This is a genomic window from Mycobacterium venezuelense (genome assembly GCF_054919535.1).
In genome coordinates this window covers 43,996-68,997 of record NZ_JBONDW010000008.1, presented here as the reverse complement: position 1 = coordinate 68,997, position 25,002 = coordinate 43,996, and the positions used below count along the sequence as shown (strand labels likewise).

14 protein-coding genes and 3 pseudogenes are annotated in these 25,002 nt (G+C 65.0%); 2 read left to right on the top strand and 15 right to left on the bottom strand.

Features of this window, described 5'->3' with window-relative positions; all coding sequences use genetic code 11:
- Nucleotides 1–14: 14 nt before the first annotated feature.
- The 5 genes and pseudogenes from ACRCUN_RS14940 to ponA2 form a co-directional block, all read right to left on the bottom strand.
- Nucleotides 15–791 (bottom strand): nucleotidyl transferase AbiEii/AbiGii toxin family protein, encoded by a 777-nt coding sequence (locus ACRCUN_RS14940; protein WP_462142425.1) that lies wholly within the window; start codon nt 789–791, stop codon nt 15–17.
- Nucleotides 781–1,434, bottom strand: coding sequence for a type IV toxin-antitoxin system AbiEi family antitoxin domain-containing protein (locus tag ACRCUN_RS14935; protein WP_462142424.1), 654 nt, complete (start codon nt 1,432–1,434; stop codon nt 781–783). The genes ACRCUN_RS14940 and ACRCUN_RS14935 overlap by 11 nt, the downstream gene beginning before the upstream one ends.
- Before the next feature lie 97 nt (nt 1,435–1,531).
- Nucleotides 1,532–2,143 (bottom strand): annotated as a pseudogene (locus ACRCUN_RS14930) (DUF1460 domain-containing protein); the annotation flags it as partial.
- A gap of 111 nt (nt 2,144–2,254) precedes the next feature.
- A pseudogene (locus tag ACRCUN_RS14925) lies at nt 2,255–3,166 on the bottom strand (lytic transglycosylase domain-containing protein); the annotation flags it as partial.
- A gap of 179 nt (nt 3,167–3,345) precedes the next feature.
- Nucleotides 3,346–5,844, bottom strand: coding sequence for a transglycosylase/D,D-transpeptidase PonA2 (gene ponA2, locus ACRCUN_RS14920; RefSeq protein WP_462142423.1), 2,499 nt, complete (start codon nt 5,842–5,844; stop codon nt 3,346–3,348).
- A gap of 281 nt (nt 5,845–6,125) precedes the next feature.
- Between ponA2 and ACRCUN_RS14915 the strand changes: the two genes are divergently transcribed.
- Nucleotides 6,126–7,649 (top strand): Nramp family divalent metal transporter, encoded by a 1,524-nt coding sequence (locus ACRCUN_RS14915; RefSeq protein WP_462142422.1) that lies wholly within the window; start codon nt 6,126–6,128, stop codon nt 7,647–7,649.
- 8 nt (nt 7,650–7,657) lie between these two features.
- A complete protein-coding gene (locus ACRCUN_RS14910) occupies nt 7,658–8,938 on the top strand; it encodes an acyl-CoA dehydrogenase family protein (RefSeq protein ID WP_462142421.1) in 1,281 nt (426 codons plus the stop codon).
- 43 nt (nt 8,939–8,981) lie between these two features.
- On the opposite strand, the gene ACRCUN_RS14905 is transcribed toward ACRCUN_RS14910, so the two are convergent.
- The 10 genes and pseudogenes from ACRCUN_RS14905 to ACRCUN_RS14860 all read right to left on the bottom strand — a co-directional run bounded on the left by ACRCUN_RS14905 (nt 8,982) and on the right by ACRCUN_RS14860 (nt 24,866).
- A complete protein-coding gene (locus ACRCUN_RS14905; protein ID WP_110775351.1) occupies nt 8,982–9,137 on the bottom strand; it encodes a hypothetical protein in 156 nt (51 codons plus the stop codon).
- A 161-nt stretch (nt 9,138–9,298) separates the two neighbouring features.
- A pseudogene (locus tag ACRCUN_RS14900) lies at nt 9,299–9,601 on the bottom strand (hypothetical protein); the annotation flags it as partial.
- A gap of 14 nt (nt 9,602–9,615) precedes the next feature.
- Nucleotides 9,616–11,349 (bottom strand): diflavin oxidoreductase, encoded by a 1,734-nt coding sequence (locus tag ACRCUN_RS14895; protein WP_462142420.1) that lies wholly within the window; start codon nt 11,347–11,349, stop codon nt 9,616–9,618.
- A complete protein-coding gene (locus ACRCUN_RS14890; protein WP_462142419.1) occupies nt 11,346–16,889 on the bottom strand; it encodes a glutamate synthase-related protein in 5,544 nt (1,847 codons plus the stop codon). The genes ACRCUN_RS14895 and ACRCUN_RS14890 overlap by 4 nt, the downstream gene beginning before the upstream one ends.
- Before the next feature lie 226 nt (nt 16,890–17,115).
- On the bottom strand, nt 17,116–19,983 hold the full coding sequence (locus tag ACRCUN_RS14885) for an MMPL/RND family transporter (RefSeq protein WP_462142418.1): 2,868 nt from the start codon (nt 19,981–19,983) through the stop codon (nt 17,116–17,118).
- Nucleotides 19,984–20,101: 118 nt separating this feature from the next.
- Nucleotides 20,102–20,863, bottom strand: a complete 762-nt coding sequence (locus ACRCUN_RS14880) for an SDR family NAD(P)-dependent oxidoreductase (protein WP_462142417.1) — start codon at nt 20,861–20,863, stop codon at nt 20,102–20,104.
- Nucleotides 20,864–20,890: 27 nt separating this feature from the next.
- Complete coding sequence (locus ACRCUN_RS14875) at nt 20,891–21,904, bottom strand: acetamidase/formamidase family protein (RefSeq protein WP_462142416.1); 1,014 nt, start codon at nt 21,902–21,904, stop codon at nt 20,891–20,893.
- A 67-nt stretch (nt 21,905–21,971) separates the two neighbouring features.
- Nucleotides 21,972–22,433 carry an SRPBCC family protein gene (locus ACRCUN_RS14870; RefSeq protein WP_462142415.1) on the bottom strand — a complete coding sequence of 154 codons (462 nt, stop codon included), beginning with the start codon at nt 22,431–22,433 and terminating at the stop codon, nt 21,972–21,974.
- A 30-nt stretch (nt 22,434–22,463) separates the two neighbouring features.
- On the bottom strand, nt 22,464–23,492 hold the full coding sequence (locus ACRCUN_RS14865; RefSeq protein ID WP_462142414.1) for a terpene synthase family protein: 1,029 nt from the start codon (nt 23,490–23,492) through the stop codon (nt 22,464–22,466).
- Between the two features lie 27 nt (nt 23,493–23,519).
- Complete coding sequence (locus ACRCUN_RS14860; protein ID WP_462142413.1) at nt 23,520–24,866, bottom strand: cytochrome P450; 1,347 nt, start codon at nt 24,864–24,866, stop codon at nt 23,520–23,522.
- Between the last annotated feature and the right edge of the window lie 136 nt (nt 24,867–25,002).

Here is a 25,002-nt window from a genome sequence, read left to right as displayed (position 1 = left end):
TTTGAGCTCGACGGTTATTCATCCTCTATGGAAGTTGGTTCCGATCGCGACGCATGCTGCCAGGACTCACGCACTTTCTTGAGTGCTTCGGTCGCGGACACGGTGAGACGTGTCTGGCTGGCGAGCTGCGACTGCCAGTCGACATCCGACGGCGCAGTGTTGAACATGTGCGGCATCGGGTTCTTGTTTGTCGGTCCATATCGCCGAAAGAGTCCGGCCGCAACCGCGTCTATCGCACCGAGGCGGCTGAGCGCCCACAGATCCCATAGATCTCGAGCAGCGTGCCGGTCGGCCCACGTCGCGGTCTTCGACGCCGCGAAAGCGTGCAGGGTGGGCACAAGCAATTCGGCGGGTGGGGCGTCGGCGTAGCGCTGAACCAAGCGGCGTCGTTCTGTTGGCCAGACCGTTCGGTCACGGGCTGACAGCAGCTGCAATCGGACCGGACGTCCGTCCGCGGGGCGCAGTACGACCGGGAAGGTATCCGCGGTGGCACGCAGTGCGGGTTCGACGGTCAGTCTGCCGTGGGTCCGCGCGACTGCGCGGGGGAGCGCGCTGTCGAGCTCGTGGGCGACGTCCTTGCGGTTGCCGACGGCGATGAGGTCGATATCCTCGCTCAGCCGTCCGTCCGGGAGGTGGGTGCGGGCGAGGGCAGTGCCGCCGATGAAGTGGATTCGGTCGCCGAAGTTGTGGCTGAGGAAGCCCAGGAGATGGGAAATGAGATGGTCACGCTCAACCTGTTCGGCAGAAACGCCGAACTGCGTTGCTACCGACTCACGTTCGTCAGGATCCATGACTGATCCCGGCCCATTTCTCGGCACGGCGTAGCGACGCTAGCCGGCGTTGTTCGGTCGCTAGGCCCTGCAAGCGGTCCTTGTCGCTGCGGGCGTAAAGCGCCGTGACCACTGCTGGGACGTCGGCTGCGCTGTCACCTAGGTTTGGGCGGTGAGCTAGATCGAGGACCGTCTGTTCCGGCGTGGTGACCAATGCCGGCCCCAACTCGGTCCGGATCCGTTCGGCGTCAAGGCGACTGGTGTCGCGTTGGACGAACCGCACGACGGCCAGCCGGTCGGTCAGCGTGATGGGGTGGTGCCGGCGTGGTACCGCGACGATTGCGGTCGCTATCGCACGTGGAAAGACCCCGTGCAATCGGGCGGCACTGAGCCCCATGACGACGATGGCGTCATGGCTGTAAATCGTTGTCGCGATTCCCGCGGCGGCGGCCTCCAGGTCGGGGATCCACTTGCGCCCCACCATGTCTTGAGGCACGACGACGTAGTAACCGTCGGCGAGCCGGTGGAGGACGCCATTGTCGGCCAGCCGGACCAGCTGGGTCCGAGGATGGGCGTACACGGCGGCGGCATCGCGTGGCCGGATCGTCTTCAGGGGAGCCTGCACGAGGCCGACAGGAATCGGAGTGCTGCGGTTCAGTCCCACGCGTTCCCCCCCTCGAGTACGCATTTCGTACTTCTGTAGAGTACGAAATGCGTACTTGCCTGCGCAACCCGCGTGCTGCGGTTGACCCGTTCACTCACTACTGCACCGGGCGCAAAACCACGATCCCAGGCACCGTCTTCAGATATTCGCGAAGCGGGGTGTCGACAACCTTGTTGTCCGCCCGCAGGGACGAAGCGTTCCGGAAGATGGGCCCGGCGGGTGTGTCGATGACGATGCCGACGTGGGTGACGTCGAGGCCGCCGTCTTCGGCGTAGGCACCGAGGTAGTCGCCGGTGCGCAGCCCGCCGATGACATGGCTGTCGACCTTGTCGTTGGGAATGTAGGAAACGGTCCGTGGAACGACCGGCAAACCGGGCAGATACACGCCTCCGGAACTCTTCGCATTGAGGTTCTTGGCCACCTGAATCGCATCGGGGCTCAGGTCGTTCGTGATGTCGGTAGCGATGGCAGGCGCCGACACAGACCAGTCCGTGAAGAAGTGTTTCCTGTTCTGGAAGCTGACGACGCCGTCCCGGTATCGCACCGTGGCCAGTGCATCGAGGAACTGGTCGCGGTTGGTCGCCCGTTTGAGCGCTTCGACGTAGTCGGCATAGGTGAAGCAGTCGACCTTCTGCAGATCGACGACCAGCTGTTCGGGCACGCCAGCCGAACCGCCAAGGGTATTGGCGCCGTAGGGGACGCCGAGGAATTGCCGTGACAGTTGGTCAGACCCATCGCCGGCATCGTTTCGGACACTTAGCAGCTTCTCGAGAATCTGCTCGCTCTGGCCGGAGATCCGAATGTCGGGCGCGGGCGGCGCGTGGGTCTTGAGATAGTCCGCAACCGGGACAGGCGCGGTCGCCGCATACCCGACGGGGAGTGTCACGTCGCCGGCGGTCGAGTTGTAGACGACGTCCCACCGGTAGTACCCGGCCAAGGCTCCGGGGTCGGCGGCGAGCACCGCGGCGTAGGCACTGATCGCCCGCACATATTGGTTGGAGTTGTTGTACCGGTACAGGGCGTAGTCGCGGTCGTTGGCGAAGCCGTTCGCGGCGAGGTAGCGGCCCGCAGCCATGATGGAGTCATGCGGCGAGTGGATGTCACCGCCCCCGCCGTAGGCCGCGAACGTCGTCGGCATGAACTGCATGGGACCTTGCGCGCCCGCAGTGCTGACGCCGGCGATGCGGCCGAAGCCGGTCTCGATGAAGTTGATCGCAGCCAGGTAGTTCCAGCCGACGCCGGAGGCTGCCTCGGCTTTGCGGTAGTAACCCATCAGCTCGTCGACAGGACGGGGCGGCACGATCCGCCACGCGGGCAGCGTGTCCTTCGCGCGCTTGCTCATCGCGTTGAGCTGACGGCGCGCGTCGACATTGCGGTCATAGGTTTCGAGGAGTGGCGGGGGGATTCGCGGACGGGCGATCGGGTCCCATTCGGGATGCCGTCCGAGGGCGCGGTAGGCCGCTTGCTGACGGACGGCCGCGGCCTGCAAAACCTCCTCCGGCGACGCTGGATCCCTCAAGACCTGCTCGTCGGCGACAAGATCGTCGGCCAGTTGTGCCGGGTCGGACGCCAGTGGCCGGTTCGTGGCGTCCGGCGCCGGCGGGTGAGCCGCGGCAGGTGCCGTCGTAGGAGTGGACGCCGTGTGGGCTTCTGAGCAGCCGACGACTGCGCACATCATCGTGAGGATGAGAAGCAGCGTGGTGTGGATACGAATGTGGCTCAAGATGTTCATCGCGACGATTTCGTGGACGTGACTGCACGGCACCAACAGGCCGGCCGGAAGTCTCCATCGTAGCGACTGGTGCCAGCCCATCTGATCGCGCTGAGCAGTCGACTAGCACTTCGTCGAGTCTGCATCCATGGCGCAAAAGTGCGAGTGACCCACGCCCTGCGCGCAGACTCGATGCGGTGTTAGAACGGCGCACCCGGTGGAGGCGGTGGCGGCGGTGGCGGGGGAGCTGGTGCCGGTGGCGGCGGCGGAGGCGCCCCGGGAATCGTTATGGGCGGCAGCCCGGGAATCAGGATGACGTTGCCGTCGGGTGGCGGCGGCGGTGCACCGGGCGGCGGTGGCGGAGCCTCGGGGCGCGGAACGTAGACCGGCGGCACGTACCCGGTGCTGGTGTTGATCGTGATGATCGAACCAGGGATGGTCTTGCCGCGCGGGGTCGTCCCGACGACCGAACCCTTCGGGGCCGAGTTGTTGACCGCTGTCGGATATTCGGCGACCTGGAACCCGGCGTCTTGCAGACGCTTCCGTGCCGCATCGAGTTTCAGACCGGTCACGCTGGGCACTTCGCTGCCTGGCCCGCCGTCGACGTAGCGCGGATCGGTGGGCGGCATCCCCAGCGGCCCGAAGTACTCGGCGATCGGGTCCATTGCCATGTACCAGGTTCGGGCCGGCTCCGTCCCTCCGTAGAGGTCGCCGTCACCGCACTTGCGCAGCGGGTACGAGCACAAGCCCGACGGCGAGGAGGAGTCGTCGAAGATGTAGTTCGCGGCCGCATACCGGTTGGTGAACCCGAGAAACGCCGACGACCGGTGCGATTCGGTGGTGCCGGTCTTGCCGGCCATCGGCAGATCCCACCCGACCGTGCTCGCCGCGCTGGTGGCGGTCCCGCCGGTGTGGTCTTTACCGAGGGCATTGGTCAGTGTGTTGGCCAGCCCTTCGGGTACCGCCTGTTCGCAGGGTGGGGTCTCGACGCCGACCTCCCGCCCGTAGCGGTCGAAGATCTTGTCGATCGGGTTGGGTGGGCACCACATGCCGCCCGACGCCAGCGTTGCCCCGACATTGGACAACTCGAGCGCGTTGAGCTCGAGCGGGCCGAGAGTGAACGAGCCGATGTTCTGGCGCTTGACGTAATCGGCGATGCTCTCGTCCGCGTGTTCCCCGGAGTCGGAGTTGTACGCGCGGGCGCTGCCCGGCTCGGCGTATGACCGCAACCCCAACCGGACCGCCATGTCGACCGCCCGCGGAACCCCGATCTGCGCAATGAGTTTGGCGAACGCGGTGTTGGGTGATTGGGCCAGCGCATCGGTGACGTTCATGGGGCTGCTGTAGGCCCTGGCGTTGCGCACACACCACGTCTCCCGCGGGCAGCCGGGGGTATCGCTGCTGCCAAGCCGCTTACCCTGGAACGACGCCGGAACGTCGAGCTTCGCATTGATGCCCATGCCCATCTCGAGCGCGGCGGCCGTCGTGAAGATCTTGAATATCGATCCGGCCCCGTCGCCGACCAGGGAGAAGGGCTGCGGTTGCACGGTCTCGTTGGCGTCGAGGTCAAGGCCGTAGGTGCGGTTGTCGGCCATCGCGACCAGTCGGTGGGTGTCCTTACCCGGCGTGATCACGCTCATCACACTCGCCACGCCGTCGGTGGTCGGGTCGGCGACGGTGTCGACGGCTGACTTGACGCTGTCCTGGACCTTCGGGTCGAGATTGGTGCGGATCAGGTAGCCGTTGCGCTTGATCTCCTCCATGCTGATGCCCGCGTTCGCCAAGAACTGCAGCGCGTACTCGCAGAAGAACGCCCGATCCCGCGCGCTGATGCACCCCTGCGGCAACGGATCGGGTTGCGGGAGCACCCCCAGCGGCTGACCCTTGGCGGCGCGGAGTTCGTCAGCCCGGTCGGGCAGGTTCTCGATCATCGTGTCGAGCACCGTGTTGCGCCTTGCCAGGGCGCCGTCGGGATTGGTGTACGGGTTGAGCGCGCTGGTTGATCTGACCAGACCGGCCAGCAGCGCGGCCTGCTGCCAGTTGAGCTGCGCGGCGTCGATGCCGAAGTACGTCCGCGCCGCGTCCTGCACACCGAATGCGCCGTTACCGAATGACACCAGGTTCAGGTAGCGGGCCAGGATCTCCCCTTTGGGGAGCGCTTTGTCCAACGCCAGTGCCAACCGCATCTCCCGCAATTTGCGCGCCGGGCTGACCTCGATCGCGGCGCGACGCTCCTTGTCGGTCTCGGCGCGCACCAGAAGGTTGAAGTTCTTGACGTACTGCTGGTCGAGGGTCGACCCGCCGCGGATCTGCTCGGCGCCACGCATATAACTCACGAGCCCGTTCAGCGTCCCCTGGACGTCCACGCCGTTGTGTTCGGCGAAGCGTTTGTCCTCGACCGAGACGATCGCGAGCTTCATGGTGTCGGCGATCCGGTCGCTGGGCACCACCCAGCGGCGTTGCTCGTACAACCACGCGATCGGATTTCCCGCGGAATCGACCATCGTGGACACGACCGGAGCTTCGCCCTCCAACAGCTCGGCGAAGTCCTCGCTCACCGTCTCCGACACCCGGCTCGTCAACATCCCGGCGGCCCCGACAACGGGGAACAGCAATGCCGCCACGAGGAATCCGGCCAGTACGCAATACATGGCCAATTTCGCAACCGTTGCCCCCGACCTCGGGCGTTGGTCGGACATGTCGTCAAGGGTATGCCGTAGGACGGCCTGTGATGAGCAAATCGCACGCGAGTCGTTCAGCGCGTTGGTATCTCGGCGGTGCCGCCGTGGGGAGCCTCGGTCGGGCAGGTCGCGGGCAACGCCGCCGACGAAGCCGAAACGAGCTGTTTGACAACAGCTTTCACCTTCCGAGCGGCCGGCCGGGCACGCCGGCGGTTCGGCGCCGCTATTGACCTTTCCGACGCCGTGGTGTATTTCCCAACCAGGGACATGTCGATGACGACAACCCGGGGGAGGGCCCGATGGCCGACAGCAAGCTCACCGAACCGGTGTCCGACTCCGCGTCGTATGAGCTGGGAACCAGCCGTCCACCACTGGGTGTCGGCGACCTACCCGAGCCCGAGGACGTGTTCAAGGTCTCGCGTCTCGGTCCCCGGCAAGTCATCCAGTTCGTGATCGGGCCGAGTCTGATCGCGCTCGGCATCTCGGTCGGAAGCGGCGAGTGGCTGCTCGGACCGCAGGCGGTCGGTGCGTACGGATTCGTCGGCATCGGCTGGGTGATCACGGTGTCGGCCATCCTGCAGACGTTCTACAACGTCGAGGTCTCGCGCTATGTCGTCGCGACCGGCGAGGTGCCGATCGTCGGGTGGGGGCGCGTCCCGCCGGGGTGGAAATTCTGGATCCCGGTGTCGCTCATCGTCTTCTACTTCGCCTTCATCTTCGGTGGCTGGGCAGCGAGCGCGGGACAGGGCCTGTTCGCGCTGATCGCGGGACGTGTGCATCGACCCGATGAACTCGAATACACCCGGCTGCTGGCAATCGGTCTGCTGTTCGTCGTATTTCTGATCTGTGTGTTCGCCCGCAAGATCTCGCGCGCGCTCGAGTTGAGCAACTGGGTGATCGTCGGCTCGCTGCTGGCGGTGTTGCTCGTGATCGACATCGCGATCGTTCCGCCATCGGTGTGGTGGGAGGGCATTCGGGGTCTGCTGACGCCGGCCGCGCCGCCGTCCGGTATCACCGCGACGACGCTCGGCGCGCTGGCCGGGTTCACCGCGCTGGCGTCGGGGCTGAACTGGTATGCGATGGCCCATTACCGCGACAAGGGATACGGCATGGGTCATCACGTGGGCTACATCTCCGGGATGCGCGGGGACCGACGCGAATTGCTCCCGGTGGGCGTGACCTTCCGTGACACACCGGAGAACGCCTCCCGGTGGAAGCGCTGGTACCGGTTGCTGCTGATCGACCAGTGGGCGGTGTTCTTCTGCGGCGCGATGCTCGGGATGCTGCTGCCGACCGTCCTGATGGCCCACATCGTCGCGACCACCGGCGATGCGCCGACCACGACGAACGTGCCGACGTTCACCGCCGAGAAGCTGGGCGAGCAGTACGGCTCGGGCATGTTCTACCTCATGCTCGTGGTCGGCGTGCTGATCCTGTTCTCGACGCAGCTGGGTATTTTCGAGGCGTTGGTGCGCACGTTCACCGATGCCGCACATGCCACGAGCCCACGGCTGCGTCGCCTGCTCGAAGGCGATCCGCGCCGGTTCTACTACCCGTTCATGTTGGTGGTGCTCGTGGTGATCGCAGGCGCGATACACCTCACCACGCCCGTGCGGTTGGTGCAGATCTCGGCGAACATGTCGAACCTCGGAGCCTTGGCCTTTCCGTTCATGCTCATGTATCTGAACTCGAAGCTTCCGAAGCCGGCCCGCCCGAAGTGGTGGCATTATGTGCTGCTCGTGATCAACTTCCTGTTCTTCGGGTTCTTCTTCGTGAACTTCGTCTACGAGTTGATCAGCGGCACACCGCTGGTGAAGTTCTGAGGCGCTGCATGGCTTGGGATTTCAGCACCGAACCGGAGTTTCAGGAGAAGCTGGATTGGGTCAGGCAGTTCTGCGCTGACAAGGTCGAGCCGCTCGACCACATCTTCCCGTACGCGGTGCGCTCACCTGACCCGGCGGTGAAAGCCTATGTGCGCGAACTGCAGCAAGAGGTCAAAGACCAAGGCCTGTGGGCGATCTTCCTCGACCGTGACCTCGGCGGCCCCGGCTTCGGTCAGCTCAAACTCGGTCTGCTCAACGAAATCATCGGACGCTACGCGGGCGCCCCGCACATGTTCGGCGCATCCGCTCCCGATACCGGCAACATGGAGATGCTCGCCGCCTACGGCACCGAGGAACAGAAGGAACGTTGGCTGCGGCCACTGCTCAACCAAGACATGTTCTCGGCCTACTCGATGACCGAACCACAGGGTGGAAGCGATCCCAACCTGTTCAAGACTCACGCCGTCCGCGACGGCGACGAGTGGGTGATCAACGGCGAGAAGTGGTTCACGTCAGCGGGCCGCGTGGCAGACCTGCTGTTCGTCATGTGCACCAACGGGATGTTCGTGGTGCCGCGCAAGACACCGGGCGTGGAGATCATGCCTGAGCCGCGCAACCACAACCACATCGTCTACCGCGACGTGCGGGTGCCGCTCGACCATCTCCTCGGACCAGAAGACGGCGCAAAGACGTTGGCGCAGCGGCGACTTGGCGGGGGCCGCATCCATCACGCCATGCGAACCATCGCCCAGTGCAATTTGGCTTTCGACATGATGTGTGAGCGCGCACTCAGCCGGGAGTCGCACGGCAAGGTCATCGCAGAGCACCAGATGGTTCAGGAGAAGATCGCCGAGTCTTACGCGATGATCAAGATGCTGCGCCTGTTCGTGCTGGAGACGGCGTGGAAGATCGATCAGACCTCGGCTCTGGAAGCACGCACGGAGATCGCCGCCGTCAAGTTCACGATGGCGAAAGTGTTGCGCGAGGTGTCGTTCAATGCGTTGCACATTCTCGGCTCACTGGGAACCACGGACCTCACGCCGATCCAGGCGATGTATGCCGGAGCGCCGACGATGGGTATCGCCGACGGTGTCGACGAGGTACACAAGGCGACGGTGGCGCGCCGGGTGCTGCGGGACTACCACCCACACGAGGGCAATTTCCCGACGGAGTTCCTCCCATACAAACGAGAAGAAGCCCGGCAGAAGATGCAGCCGGTACTCGATTCCCGGCCCGAGCTGGCCGCCGCTGCCGAGGCTTATCAGAAGTACTTCGCGCGCCACCGGTGAGCACCCCCCACGGGCTCACCGGTGTGCGCTGAAGTGGTCGGTACTAGAACCACACCTTTCGGCCGCCGACCGGGCGGCCAACTGCCCCGAGAATCCACAGGATGATTCCGATCACCACCAGGATTCCGCCGATGGTGTAGAGGATCGACAGGCTGGTGAAGTAACCGATCAGCAGGAGGATGATGCCGAGCACAATCACGGTAAATCCGATCGACGTAGGAACCTTACGGAACTGCCGGACGGAGGAATTGCCAGATCCGTCAAATCCCAAACATTCGAATCCGTAAGTGGCCGTCGCGGGTGCGATTGGGGCCGGCGGACCAGGTGGCTTTTCGTTGCTGCCGCAAAGTGGCCGCAGCCCTACCCGTCGCATGTCGGCAACGACGCCGCGATCGACTCCCAGGCGTCGTGCAGATGTTCACAGACAGCCCCGGTTTGGGTGATGACGGTGACACACCGGTTGCTGTGGTCGTAGAGCTCGATCGCCGAGGTCAATCCCGTCGCACCGGATGCCTGGGTGACCCAGCACTCCGCGACGTACGCCGGGTCCATCGCGTACCGGCACGCGCCGAAGATCACCGCGAAATGTGCACCCGCCGCGTCGAACATCGCGGCACGGCCCCGGTGCAATTGCACGCATCCAACGCTTGGCCGGGCAGTTGTCGCAGCGTCGGCCGTCAGTACACATCGCGTACGTACCGCTTCTCTCGCTTGAGGGTGTTGACGTACTCGGTGGCGTCGTCGACGCCGAGACCGCCGTGCTCGCTGACGATTTCGTGCAGCGCCTTGTCGACGTCCTTGGCCATGCGCGTGGCGTCGCCACACACGTAGAAGTGCGCGCCGTCCTGCAGCCAGGAGTACAACTCCTTGCCGTTCTCGCGCATGCGGGTCTGCACGTACACCTTGTCAACCTGGTCGCGGGAAAACGCAACGTCCAGCCGCGTCAGCAGACCCGAGCCCTGCCAGGCGGCGAGCTCGTCGGCGTAGATCAAATCGTGCTCGCGGTGCTGGTCGCCGAAGAACAGCCAGTTGCGTCCGCCGGCGGCGCGCTCCTCGCGCTCCTGCAGGAACGCCCGGAACGGCGCGATACCCGTACCCGGCCCGACCATGATCATCGGCACGTCGTCGGCAGGTACGCGGAACGATTTGTTGGGCTGCAGGAAGATTCGCGCACTGTCGGAGCGGTCAGCCAGGTATGTCGAACACACCCCGCCGCGTTCGCGGCCGCCGCGGTGGTACCGAACGCTTGCGACAGTGAGATGAATGCGATCGGGATGGGCCAGTGAGCTCGATGAGATCGAATACGCGCGATGCTGCAACGGCTTCAGCAGCGCGATGAACTCCTCGACGCTGAGCGCGTCGCCGCCGATGCGCAGGATGTCCAGGATGTCCTTGCCGTACAGCCAGCGGTCCAGGACGTCCTTCACCCCGCCGCGCAGAGCGTGGGAGAACTCCTCGTTCTCGGCGCGACTCTCGACCTCGCTCAGGAGGTCTTTCGATGGCGTGCTGATCTCGTAGCGGTGGCCGAGCAGCTCGCTGAGCGGCGTGCCGTCGACGACCGTGTCGACCGAAACCCGGAAATGCGCACATATGGCCTCGACGAGTGCCGGGTTGTTCTCGGGCACGACGGCCAGCGCGTCGCCCGCCTCGTAACTGATACCGCTGTCGGCGAGCGCGAATTCGTAGTGCCGGATCTCCTTGGCCGATCCTGCGCCCGACAGCAGTCGGTTGACCGGAAGTTCGGCGAGGAACGGATTCTTGCGCGTCCATCCGGAGCGCGCGACCGTGCTCGGCGGAGGTGTGCCGGGACTGCCGCTGGCGCCGGCGAGCGTCACGAGCGAACCGACTGCGCCTTGCACCCATTCGGCTGCCTGCGCCTCGTAGTCGACATCGCAGTCGGCGCGGCCGACGACCCGGCTGGCGCCGAGCTGCTCCAGCCGGGTGTCGATGAGCTTGCCCGCCTGACAGAAACCGTCGTAGCTCGTGTCACCGAGCGCGAGCACGCCGTAGGACACACCCTCCAACCGCGGCGCCTGCGTCGAAGACAATGCCTCCCAGAACAATTCGGCGTTGTCGGGCATCTCGCCCTCGCCGTACGTCGAGGTGATGATCAGCACGTAACGCAGACCGACGAACTCGTCGAGTCCGATCTCGTCGAGGCCGCTCACTGTCACATCGAAACCTTGTGCCTTCGCGGCGGCGGCCGTGTCGGCCGCGACGGCCTCGGCGTTGCCGGTCTGCGTGCCGTAGAGGACCCGCAGCGGCGGACGCGATGCCGTGCTGTCGGTCGCGGCGGGCGGCGGCGCGACGTTCATCGCCAACCGGGAATGCAGGCCGGCGAGGAAACCGGAGATCCAGGCGCGCTGATCCTCGTTGAAGGGAGCGTCTTCGGGGATGTAGGCGATCTTCATGCGCTCGTCACGGGGTCCGTTGTGGTGGGTGTGGTGGCCGCGAAGGACGCCGCGATGACGGGAATCACCTGATGGGCGAACAGTTCCTCGAACGAGGGCAGGCGGCCGATCTTGTCGACGTTCTTGGCGTCCTGGTGCAGTATCCAGCCGTAGGTGCCCAGGCTGTCGGTCGAGAGCACGTTGCGCTGCGCGAGTGCCTGCTTGTAGTCGGTGATGCGTTTGTTGGCGATCAACACGGCGAGGTCTTCGTCGCTGAATGCGTCGATGGCCTCGCGTGCGTGCTTCTGCAGCTTCTGGATGAGGAAGAAGTCCTCGGTGAGGACGAGGTTCCGGACCGCCTTGCCGACGCGCGGATCGGTCACGTCGGTCACGCCGGGCAGCCGTGTCAATGCGAGCTGCTGCGCCATGTTGAGCACCGTGTAGGTGTTGAGCAGCGCGAACATCTCTTCGGTGTCGGTGTCGCCGTATCCGGGCACCGACCCGCCGAGGACGACCTGCTGATCGCGGTAGGAGCGCTTGAACTTGTGCACCTGGAAGGCCGCGAGCGAGGACGCCAGCTCGTCGAGCAGCTCCTTGCGGGTCTTCGCCGCGAGAATCGCATCGGAATCCTGGTACTGCAACAGTGCCCGAGGCATCACGTAGACGACGTGGTGGCGAGTTCGCTCCCAATCGTCGAGCAGCAGTTGGGCTTTTCTGGAACCTGTTGCCGCGGCGTGCCATTCCAGCATCGTGCGCGCGGCCACCTCGTGGAACGGCGCCTCGGTGACCGGCGCCAGCAGTGCGGAGTCGGTGCTGACCTTCGATGCCAGTTCGCCGGCCGGGTCGTACTGGTAGAGGAAGCCTCCGCTCATGCCATTGGCGACGCCCTTGCCGAATCCGCCGATGTTGAACACGGCGCCGTTTGTCATGTATTCGCAGAGGAATTCGCCGACGCCTTCGACGACGGCGGTCGCGCCGGAGTTACGAACCGCGAACCGGTCGCCGGCCTCGCCCTCGACGAACAACCGGCCGCCGGAAGCGCCGAACAGGGCGAAGTTCCCGATGAGCACATTGCCGCCGGGCGTGGCGGTGCCGCCGCCGGGGGACCGGACGACGATGGTGCCCCCACAAGCACTTTTGCCGACTCCGTCGTTGCAGGTTCCGGTGTGCGTCAGCGTCATGCCGTCGTTGCAGAACACGCCATAGCTCTGACCTGCCGAACCGGTCGTGGTGATCGTGACGCTGTCGGGCCGGAGGTAGCGCCGGCCGCGGTGGTCGGTCGCGATCGCCGATCCGGTCGCAGGACGGCCGCTCCTCTCATGGTTGAGCAGGCGTTCGATGTCGATGGCCAGCTGCCCGCCCACACTCTTGTTCTGGTTGGTCAGCTGCACCGGGGCTATCTCGACACCCCCGAAGTTCAGCTGGCGCAAGAACATATCGTCGACCGAGTAGTCCTTCTCCACGTAGATCGGCTCGTCGACCACGAACTCGCCGGCCACCGCGAGCATGGCGCGCAGGTCGAGCCTGCCGATGCTGGACGGATGGTCGAGTAGGTGCAGCAGGTCGCTGCGTCCGCGGGCGGCGCGCAGCGACGGCAGGCCGAGCGTCGCCAGGATCTCGCGGACCTCGTGGGAGATGTTGAGCAGATACTGCGCCAGCGCCCGCGGATCGCCCTCGAACGCTTCGGCATTCGTGGTCAGCCCGGCCGGGCACTTGATGTTGCAGTTCTTGGCCATGACGCACTTGAGCATCATGAGCGCGGTCGTCCCGAACTCGAAGCTGTCCGCACCCAACAGCGCGGATTTGACCACGTCGCTCGCGGTCTGGTGGGCGCCCGAACAGCGCAGTACCACCTTCTGCCGAATGCCGTTGGCGCACAGCGCCTGATGTACTTCGGCGATGCCGATCTCGGCGGACCGGCCCGCGTACTTGAGGCTCGTGACGGCCGCGGCGCCGGTGCCTCCGGTGTTGCCCGCGACGTTGATGACGTCCGCACCGGCTTTCGCGACGCCGACGGCGATGGTGCCGATGCCCTCCGACGACACGAGTTTGACGATCACGCGAACGCGGGCTGCCTTGCAGTCGTGGATGAGCTGGGCGAGATCCTCGATCGAGTAGGTGTCGTGATGCGGCGGCGGTGAGACGAGTTCGACGCCGGGCGTTCCGCCGCGGGCGGCCGCGATCTGCACGGTCACCTTGGGGGCCGGGAGTTGGCCGCCCTCACCGGGTTTGGCGCCCTGGCCGATCTTGATCTCTAGTTCGCGCAGCATCGGGTCGGCGAGATAACCGGCCCACACCCCGAACCGTCCCGAGGCGAACTGCTTGATCCGGGATCCGCGGATGGTGCCGTAGCGAGTGATGTGCTCACCGCCCTCGCCGCAGTTGGACAGGCCGCCCACCATATTGGTGCCGTGCGCGACGGCCTCGTGGGCCTGGGCCACCAGCGCACCGTGGCTCATCGCGCCGGATGCCAGGGTGGTGGTGATCTCGCTCGCGGGCTGCACGGACGACAGCGGGATCGAGTCCGGTGCCGTCCGGATGTGCGCCAGATAATCCAGAGCCTCGCCGACCGCGCGCAACCGCAGGCGGTCGCCGGTGATCTCGTGGTCGGCGATCTCGTCGCCGAACCGCTGCAGGAGCGACTCAAGCAGTGCCGTGAGCCGCTCGGGGCCGTGGCGCAGCTGCAGGGTGAATTGGTCGCCTGCCTGAACACACGTCAAGCCACGCACTTGGAAGTCGTTGTTGCCGAATCGCGCGAATTGACCCATCTCCGAGCGGAACTCGTCTGCGGTGTGCACGAAGTTGACGTCGGCGGGCAGGGCGAGCACGTCGCGCAGCGCGGCGGGCCGGCGTGTGCGCTCGGTGTTCATCGCGAACACGAAGTTGCGGTAACCCGGCGTGATGTCGAAGCTGTTGATCGCCCGCGGCGTCAGCTCGTCGAAGCTGTTGTTGCGGTAGGCGTCGTCGTCGAGGCCGAACGCACCTTCGAGCTGGTGCAGCGGGAGCCCCCGCAGGTACGCGGGATCGGCCATGTCGGGATTCTCGGGCCGGGCTTCGTCACCGAACGAGATGGACTCCTCGGTCATGTCGACGAACCCACGTACCGCCGTCGTCCCGTACGAATGTCCCGCGCCCTCGGCGCGCTCCTTGAACAGGCCGAGGAGCGGCACATCCTTCTCGCCGGTCACCGCGAGCGCGCGAGCGTGCCACTCGGCGACGGTGTCGGCCAGGGTGGCGAACCCGACGCCGGCGACGGGGGAGATGACGTTGGGAAAGTAGCGACGCAGTACCGGATCGCCGGTGTCGAGATAGCTCGGCTCGAAAAACTCACCGCCGATGTAGCTTTCGGCCGTGCACAGACCGACCCGGCCCATGGTCTTCATCAACGACTTCTCGGCTGCCTTGGCGAAACGTTTGAATGCCGCCGCGGTGCTCTCGTCGTCGCCCGTGCCGAACTTCTCCTCGGCGCGCATCTGCACGGCCAGCGGATACACGGCCGAGGCGCCGAAGCCAAGCACCGTGGCGATGTGGTGTGACGAGCACACCTGACCGCTTTCGGCGATCACCGAGACCCGCAGCCGCAGGCCCTCTTCGATCAGCCGCTGGTTGATCGCCGACACCACGACGGTCAGTGGCATTGCCGCGAGGCCGCTTTCGACGTGGCGGTCGGAGATGACCGCGATACCGCCGGTCTCCCGTGCGAATGCCTCCACGTCGTCGCACAGTCCGTCGATGGCCCGCACGAGCGCCCCCGCATTGGCGGCGGGGTCGTCGATGTCGACCGGGTACCGCATCCCGAAGCGCTGCACCGGAGTGTGCTGCTGGTCGCGGATCTTGAGCATGTCGAGGTGGGTGAGAATCGGTGACGGCACGACGATCTGCGGTGCGGGCTTCGCGCCGCTGTTGGGCTTGGCGCCCAGCGCGACGCGCAGTGTCATGCCGTCGGCCTCGCGGATGCTGTCGAGGGGCGGGTTGGTCACCTGGGCGAATCGCTGCGAGAAGTACCGGGCGATACCGCCTTCGTGGTTGGACAGCGCGTTGATCGCGGCGCCGTAGCCCATCGCCGAGATCTTCTCCTGACCTGTCGCCAGCATCGGGTCCATCAGGAATTTGAAGCTCTCCTGATTGAGTGAGTAGGCGACGTAGCGCTGGTGCCGGTTGAGGTCACCGTTGTAGCGCGCCGGTGAGAGTTGATTCTCGGGTGCCACGGCGGGCAGATCGCTCAGGTCGACCCGGGCTTCGGCGAGCATGGTCGGGTAGTCGGCTTGGGCCGCAAGCTTTTCGAGTGCTTCGGTGGTCGAATAGGACCGGCCCTCGGCGTGGTCGTAGTAGAGCATCCCGCCTGCTTCGATGCGCCCGCGCCTGATCACGTCCCGCGGTGGGAAGTACACCTGGCCGGCCTCGGACATCACGCCCAGGTACTCGGCGGTCTCGATGGTGCGCAACGGCCGCAGACCCAGCCGGTCAAGGCGGGCGCCGATGATCGTGCCGTCACCGAAGATGAGCGCGGCGGGGCCGTCGTTCTTCTCCTCGTAGAGGCTGAAGTACTCCAGCATGGCGCGCACCTGCGGCGACAACGTCGTGTCGTTCTCCCAGGCCGGCGGCATCATCGCGACGACAGCGGTCACCAGGTCGAGCCCGTCTTCGAGCACGCGGTTCTGCAGGGTCTGGTCCAGGCGACAGCTGTCGGACTGCCCAACGGGACGGATGATCGCGCGATTGCGGGCGCGCGCGATCGCGTTGTCCGAGAGGCGATTCTTCTTGTCGGTGTTGAGCTCGCCGTTATGGGCCATGAAGCGAAACGGCTGCGCCATCATCGCGTTGGGCGCGGTGTTCGTCGAGAACCTGGTGTGGAAGAACATCGAGTGCACTTCCATCCGCGGATCGGTGAGATCGCGGAAGTAGGGCACCACTTCGTTGGAGTTGAGCCGGCCCTTCAGGACCTGGGTGCGCGCACTCAGGGAGAGGGGGTACAGGCCGAGCAGTTCGGGACGGGTGTAGGCGACCGCTTCGATCGCCATTAGCGCGTCGTGGATCCTGGCGTCGGATATCGCACCGGATTCGGGTACAAACACCCACTGCCGGATGGGCAGCTGGTACTTGATCGCCGCGGGGCGGATCACCGAATCGTCGACGGGTACATCCCGTTTGACGAGAATGCCGAACCCCTGCGCGTGCAGCGCGTCCTCGATGACGGCTTCGGCCTCAGCGTGGAACGCGGCGTCGTTGGGCAGAAAGAAGTTGCCGACCCCGAATCGCCCGGGTTCCAGGTCATCGCGCCCGGTGAGATCGGCGAAGAACCGCAGCGACAGGTCGAGATTCACGCCGGCGCCGTCACCCACACCCTCCGAAGACATCCCGCCGCGGTGGGGTACCGCGCACAGGGCCTCGTGGAGTTTGCGGATGACCTCGTGGGTCTGGACACCATCCTTGCGGGTCAGGAAGCCGACGCCGCAGCTGCTCTTCTCCTGATCTGAGTCATACAGGCCGTTCAGACGCGTTCTCCTCAACCCCGCGCCGTGTGTACGGCGCCCATGGTGCGACAATGGGTGTCTCGTCATTGAGCGTTCGAGCAGCTTAGCCTAACCTAAGTGCTGCGGAATCCGGTGGTCGGGATCGGGAGTGGGGCTCAGATCACACTCGGTCGGCGCTCGCTGTGCCGATGCGCGCGCCGCTAACGCTGTGGCGGCAAAGTGCGCATCTGAGCGCCACCACGTTACTGGCGCGGTTGTGCCGCAAGGCTATCCGACGTTGAGCCGGGGGTTGCGGTCAGCGTCGTTGACCGCGTCAGGACCCGGAACGCTCCAACGCCCGCGCCACCACGCCGCGTGCCGGGCGGGTCCGCACCTGCTGTGGCCACCAGAACCAGCGACCCATCAACGCCGCGATGGACGGCGTCATGAACGAGCGGATCACCAACGTGTCGAACAGCAGACCCAGACCGATCGTCGATCCGACCTGCGCGACCACCGTCATCTCACTGACCACCATCGACATCATCGTGAACGCGAACACCAGGCCCGCGGCCGTCACCACCGATCCGCTGCCGCCCATCGCCCGGATGATGCCGGTATTGATGCCGGCCGACAGTTCCTCCTTGAGGCGCGCCACCAACAACAGGTTGTAATCCGCACCGACGGCCAACAGGACGATGACGGCCATGGCCATCACCATGAAGTGCAGCTCGATCCCTAATATGTGCTGCCACACCAGAATCGACAAACCGAACGACGCGCCGAGCGACACCAGCACCGTACCGACGATCACCGCCGCGGCCACTACACTGCGCGTGATGATCAGCATGATGATGAAGATCAGGCACAGCGCGGAGATGCCGGCGATGATGAGGTCGTAGTTGTTGCCCTCCTGCATGTCCTTGAAGGCTGCGGCGGTACCGCCGACGTAGATCTTCGACCCCTCCCACGGGGTGTTCTTCATGGCTTCCTTGGCCGCCAGCTTGATCTGGTCGATGAGCTTGATGCCGTCCGGCGTCAGCGGGTCACCCTCATGAGAGATGATGAACCGCACGGCTTTTCCGTCGGGCGAGATGAAGCTCTTCATGCCGCGCTTGAAGTCGGCGTTGTTGAAGATCTCGGGGGGCAGGTAAAACGTGTCGTCGTTCTTGGAATCGTTGAACGCCTTACCCATGGCGGTCTGGTTGTCCGACATCGCTGCCATCTGATCCTGCAGACCCTTCTGGGTCTGATGCATCGTCAGCATCATCGTCTTCATGGTTCTCATGGTGTCGATCTGGGGCCGCATCATCGACGCCATCTGAGGCATCAATTCGGCAAGCTTGTCCATGTCGGGGAGCAACTGCTGAATGCTCTCGGTCATGGTGTCGATCCCGTCGAGACCGTCGAACACCGACCGCATCGCCTGGCACATCGGGATGTTGAAGCAGTGCGGTTCCCAGTACAGATAGTTGCGCAGCGGTCGCAGGAAGTCGTCGAAATTCGCGATCTGGTCGCGCAGTTCCTCGATGTCGGCGACCATCTGGTGGGTCTTGCCCACCATGCTCAAAGTGATCGCCGACATCTGTTCCATCTGCCCGATCATCTGGTCCATGAGTTCGATCGTCTTCTGCATCTCATCGGCCTGCAGCAGCATGTCGTTGGCGCGGTCCACCTGATACTTGCGGTTCATCGTCTGGTTGACGCCGCCCATGCTCATCTGCGCGGGGATGGTGCTGAATTCGAGGGGCTCGCCCTGCGGACGCGTGATGGCCTGGACGCTGCCGATTCCGGGCACCCGGAACACGGCTTTGGCGATCTTGTCGATCACCAGGAAATCGGCCGAGTTACGGATGTCGTGGTCGGTTTCGATGAGCAGCAACTCGGGGTTCATCTTGGCCGGCGAGAAATGCCGCTCGGCGGCGGCGAAACCTTCCTGGGCGGGGAGATTGTCGGGCAGATAATTGCGGTCGTTGTAGTTCGTGCGATAGCCCGGCAGCGTGAGCAGCCCGATCAGCGACAGCAGAATGGTGGCCAGCAGGACCGGACCAGGCCAGCGGACCACGAACGCGCCCAGCCGCCGCCAACCGCGGATCCGCATGGCGCGCCGTGGCTCAAGCACTTTGCCGAACCGGCTCGCCACGGTGATCACCGCGGGCCCCAGCGTCAGCGCCGCGACGACGGCGACCACCATGCCGACCGCCATCGGGATGCCCAGGGTCTGGAAGTACGGCAGCCGGGTGAAGTGCAGACACAGTGTCGCGCCGGCGATCGTCATACCCGAGCCCAGCACCACATGGGCGGTCCCGTGGAACATCGTGTAGTACGCCTGTTCTCGGTCCTCGCCGACGGTTCGCGCTTCCTGATATCGCCCGATCAGGAATATCGCGTAGTCGGTCGACGCCGCGATCGCCAGCGTCACCAGGAGCTGGGTGGCGAACGTCGAGAGCCCGATCAGCTCGTAATAGCCGAGGAAAGCCACCACACCGCGCGCTGCCGCAAGGCAGACGACCACCATGAACAGCGTGAGGAGCACGGTGATGATCGACCGGTACACCAGCAGCAGCATCGTGATGATCACGATGAAGGTGACCATCTCGATGATGCGCACGCTGCGGTCACCCGCGAGTTGTTGATCGTTGGCGAGCGCCGAGCCGCCCGTTACGAAGACCTTGACGCCAGGCGGCGGCTGCATGCTCTTGACCAGGTCCTGGACCGCCTGGACGGACTCGTTGGCCAGGGTCTCGCCCATGTTTCCGGCCAGATAGACCTGCACGTAGGCGGCTTTGCCGTCGTTGCTCTGCGCCCCGGCCTCCGTCAGCGGGTCACCCCAGAAATCCTGGATGTGCTCGACGTGTTTGGTGTCGGCCTCCAGCTTGTCGATCATCTCGTTGTAGAACAGGTGCGCGTCGGCGCCGAGTGGCTGTTCGCCTTCGAGCACGATCATCGCCGAGCTGTCGGACTTGAACTCCTCGAAAACCTCGCCGACGCGTTTCATCGCGATCATCGACGGTGCGTCGTCTGGGCTCATCGAGACCGACCGCATCTGGCCGACGACTTCGAGCTGCGGCACCGAGACGCTCAGAACCGCGACGAGCGCGATCCAGCCGACGATGATCGGGATGGCGAGCCGGCGGATCCACCGGGCGATCCCCGTGGGCTGGTCGGTGCGCGCAGCGGGACTGTCGGTGGAATCGGCCATCAGGAACCCTTGGTGGTCGGTCGGAGTTTCGCGCGGCAGTCATGCGAATACGCGGTGGGTGATTTCCGACATAGTAGACGGCGCCACCGGCCGGCCGGACTCCTCCCTCATGAGACCGTCAGAACTGCACACCCCGGGTCAACGCGCCGTCGACGACGAGATTGGTTCCGGTGATGAAGCTCGCCGCTGAACTGCTCAGGAACACCACGGCGTTGGCCACCTCCTGCGGTGTGGCCATCCGGCCGGTGGGGTTGAGGGCAAGAGCGGCCTGGAACAGCTCCGGATTGTTCTCCTCGATCGAGGGCCATACGCCACCGGGGAAGTACGTGTTGCCCGGGCTCACGCTGTTGGCTCGCACACCTTTGCCCGCATAGTTGTACGCCAGACCCTGCGTGTAATGGATGATCGCGGCTTTGAACGTCCCGTACGGTCCCGCGGCGAAGTCGATCTCACGACCGGAAACGCTCGAGACCGTGACGATCGAGCCGGCGCCGCCGGCCACGAGGTGCGGTAGCGCCGCGTCCACGAGGCTCACGGTGCCCATCAGATCTACTTCGAAACTGGTTCGCCAGTTGTCCGCGCTCTCGGGGATGGCCAGCGCGCTCACATTCGCGACCACGCCGTCCAGCCCGCCGAGCGCGTCGGCGGTGCGCGACACCCAGTCCGTGACCGCCGCGGCGTCGCCGACGTCGACCGCGCTGCCGACCGCCTTGGCACCGTCGGCGGTCAGCTCCGCCTGGGCTTCGGAGACAGCTTCCGGGGTCCGCGCACAGTATGCGACGACTGCGCCCTCGGCCAGCAGCCCCTCGACGACCGCGCGGCCGATACCGCGGGTGCCGCCGGTGACCGCGAAACGCTTGCCCGACAATCCGAGATCCATGTTCGTCCCTTCGACGTAATAGCAGAATCAGTAGGAAATGGTGCCCAGTGCTTGCGCGGCACTTCGCAATTCGCGGTGAACGCCGCCGTATGCGGCAGCGGCGGGCAACAGCCGTTTGTCGATTTTGGTGACGGCGCTGTAGTTGACGTCGACGACGTTGGCGATCGGCACCTGCGAGATCTGGGTCAGCAACTGGTAGGCATCGAGACGGTCCAGCCCGTACAGCTCACCCAGCCAGTTGATCATCTCGACCTGACCGGCACGCCACGCTTCCTCCAGCGGGCGGCCCGAGCCGATGGCCATGAGATGCGTGTCGGTCTCCAGCCGCGGCCAACCCGGACCGCCGCCTTTGACGAGTTCGACGATCGCGGTGACGTTCATCGCGCCCTCGACCGCGGTGCCGCACGATTCGCCTTCGCCCTGCCGGTAGTGTCCGTCGCCGAGCGAGAACAGCGCCCCTTCGACATTGACCCGCAGATAACACGTGGCGCCCGCGGTCATCTCGGGTGTGTCCATGTTGCCGCCGAACGCGTCGGGAACCAGGGAGCTGCGCACCTCGCGGCGCGCGGGCGCGACACCGACCGTGCCCAGCATCGGGTTGGCGGGCAGGGCCAGCTCGAAATCGCTGCCGTGCGCCGCGAACCCCAGAGTGTGTGCGGCCGAATCGTATTCGTAGATCCACGTCCGCTCCGGCAGCGCCTCCTGCAGCGTCGGGCTGGCCGGAATGCTGGTCAGGCCACCGAAGAACGGGATCAGCGTCGACGCGCCCCAGGTGCGGGCCGGCGTGAGATCGACCAGGTGCACCGCCAAGGTGTCACCCGGTTCGGCGCCTTCGATCCAGAACGGACCGGTCTGCGGATTGAGATCCTCGGTGTCGAGTGCCACGGTCGCGACGCTGTCGCGGCTCGTGATCCGCCCGCCATAGGCGTCTTCGGTCCACAACGTCAACACCGTGCCCGGCTTGATGCGCATGACGGGCTCGGCACCCCCGAAGGTGTAGTTCAGCTGATCAACGGTCGGGGTGAAGGTGATGTGGTCCATGACAGCCATCCTGGTACCCAGACCGCTTCTGTGCCGGGCGAACCAGGATGGCGCACGACGCCGTCGCTCAGGAACTCGTCAGCACGAGTTCGGAACGGGACGCCAGATGGTCACGAAGGTTGGCGATCAACTCGGTGTAGATGCCGGTAAAGGTCGCGCGGAGATCGTCTTCCTGATCCGCATCGCAGTCGAACGCTCCGTACCACTCGATGAAGGTCCGATCCGACTCCGTCACCGGCAATATGTGGACAGTGCCGCGATAGGACCGAACCGGAAACGGCGGAGCCTCGGCATCGCTGAACTCGTAGGAATAGCTGCGCCCGGGACCGTCATAAGCGACCAGTCGCTCGCCCACGACACGACCGTCGACGAGAGACAAGCGCCGCGTCGATCCGACACCCTCACCACCTTCGGGTGTCGACGTTGCGATGATCTCCACCCAGGACGCCAACCCATGGAAGTCACCCAAAACCGACCACACCGTCGATACCGGTACCTCGAAGACGGAGCTGACGTACGCGTTGCTCATAATCGATCAATCCTCCTGTGCGGTAGGTGTTCAGAGAAGATCCTCGGTGAAGCCGGCCGGCTGCCGAGGCTTTGCACGGTCCATCTGAGACAGGCGACCGTTGGCTTTCAGATAGTGGACAGGGACATTCATCGCCCAGTCGTGCCATGCGTTCAGTGCCTTGGCGGCCCGGGCCTGCTGTTCGGCAGGCAAGGCCCTGCCTGCCGCGCGAACGTCGTCCATGCGCGCAGCCAAACCCCCGACCAGATCCGCGATCTCGGCGGTGACCGCCCGGATCGCCTCGTCGCGAGTGAGGTTGTCGACGTGTTGGCGTACCAGTACGAAGTTGTTCGGGTCGGCGTTGCCCGCGTCGTGGTCCACTCCCATCACGTCGTTGGACCAGGTGGTGAAGTCGTTGAGATCATCGGCGTACCGGCTGCAGGCGGCGCTGGCGCGGATCGGTGCGGGAATCTCCAAACCCTCACAGGCTTCGATGATGTCGAAGACCATGTCAGCGGCGCCGGCATCGCGCCGAACTCGCTTGAATTCCTCCGGCGCCGGGACGATACCGCTGAGCCGGTAGACGTTCTCCCGGCGCTGCGCGGCGAATACCTGTTCGGCGTGGTGGACGTACCTGTCCCACCAATCGCTCGACACGAGTGGCCGGGTGCGGCGGCACAGCTCGGCCACGGCCGCGCGCAGACCGCTTCGATGAGCGGCGGCGTCCTCGCCGTGCGTGTGCAAGATGCGGCGAAGATCGTCCTGCAACTCGCCGAACTCGTGGGTGCGGCCGGTGAGGACGGCCAAGTCCTGCTGATCGTCGAGAAGGAAGTAGTACGTGAACCACTGCGCGAACAGCGCCAGGCGATCCATGGCCGCGGTCGTGCAGCCGTACGCCAACAGGTGTGTGTAGCCGAGCTGGTCGAACTTGCGTTGCTGGTGTGGAACACCTAGTAGCCCATGGTCGTTCGCCCACTGCCTGGTCAGGATGTGTGCATCTTCGACGCGTTCGTTGCACGCGTCGGAAATGTCAGCCATGGAGATGCCGAACGACGTCATGATGTCCAGTTGCGTGTCCAACGGTTGTCCTCCTCTCTGGCGGATCGATCAGGGCGTGGAGCTGCGGGGTTCGGCGAACATGCGGAGTCCTTTCGGGCGGATGACGGCGGCAACGGCCGGACGCACCCGTTGGCCGGGCAGCGGCCGCAGATGCCACCTGGAGGCGATGGTGGCCAGCGCGAGTACGGCTTCGGTGACGCCGAAGGCTTCACCGATACACTTCCGCGCCCCGCCGCCGAACGGGATGTAGGCATGGCGCGGGATGCGGCCTGCCCGTTGCGGCAGCCAGCGGTCCGGGTCGAAGCGGTCGGCGTCCTCGTACAGATCGGGATGATGGTGGATGAGGTATGCGCTATAGACAAGCGTTGTGCCAGAAAGTATTTCATGACCACCGAGTTCCGTGTCCGCGGTGACGGTACGCGTGAACATCCAGCCGGCAGGCCACAGGCGAAGCGTCTCGGTGATGATCCGATGCGTCAGTTCCAGGCGAGGCACATCGGCAAGGGTGGCCGTCCGGCCGCCCAGTACCTCGTCGACCTCCGCATACAACGCGTCGCGGATATCGGGATGCTGGGACAACAGATGAAGCGCCCACGTGAGTGTCGAAGCGGTGGTATCCGTTCCAGCGAAAAAGAAAGACACGGCTTCGTCGAGAATCTCGCTGTCGCTCAGGCCACCACCGCTGTCGTCGTCACGGGCTGCCAACAACGCGGACAGCAGGTCTCCGTGGTCTGCGCGCGAAGCCCGGCGGTTGGCGATGACCTCGGCCAGGGTCTGCCGGAGGCGAGTGCTGGCCCTGCGGTAGCGGAGTTGTCCCGGGGTCGGCAGTCTGCTGAGCGGGCCGGGCAGCAGCATCTGTTCGAAAATGCCGGAGAGAACGGCGGTGAGGTCGCGCAGCGCCTGCCGGCGCATCTCGGGTGGGAGGGTATCGGCGAACATCGTCGCGGCTGTCGTCGCGGACGTTATGGTCGTCATCTCCGCGAGCAGGTCGAGCGCCCTGCCATTTTTCCAGGTGCTGGTGACCTCGCTGATCTGGTCCATCATGACCGCGGCGTACCCGGGCATCCGGTCATGATGAAATGCGGGCTGGACCAACCGGCGTTGCCTTCGGTGCAGCCTGTGCGGGCAGGTTCCCAGCCCATCGCCGAAGACTTCCCTGGCGCGTTCGATCAAGAGCCCACCCTTGTCGAAGAGTCGGTCGTGACTGAGCACTTCCCATGTCAGATCGGGATCGCAAACAACCACGGCTTGGGCGGGCCCCAGCCTGATTCGCACCAAATCCCCATACGCCGGAAGGCTTTTGAACAGTTCAAGGGGATCGCGCACCAGTGACGGGATGTGGCCGATCAACGGCCACCGCTCGGGTGCTTCCGGAACAGCGGAAAGAACCGTCATCCAATCACTCAATCCGTTCGGCCCGCGTTTTACTGCGTGCTGAGTCCAAGAATTAGTCGGCTTGCCGCGTTCGAACCGTTATTGAAAATGGCACGGCCATGCCGTGCACATGGTCATAATCGCAGTTCTTCCTTTT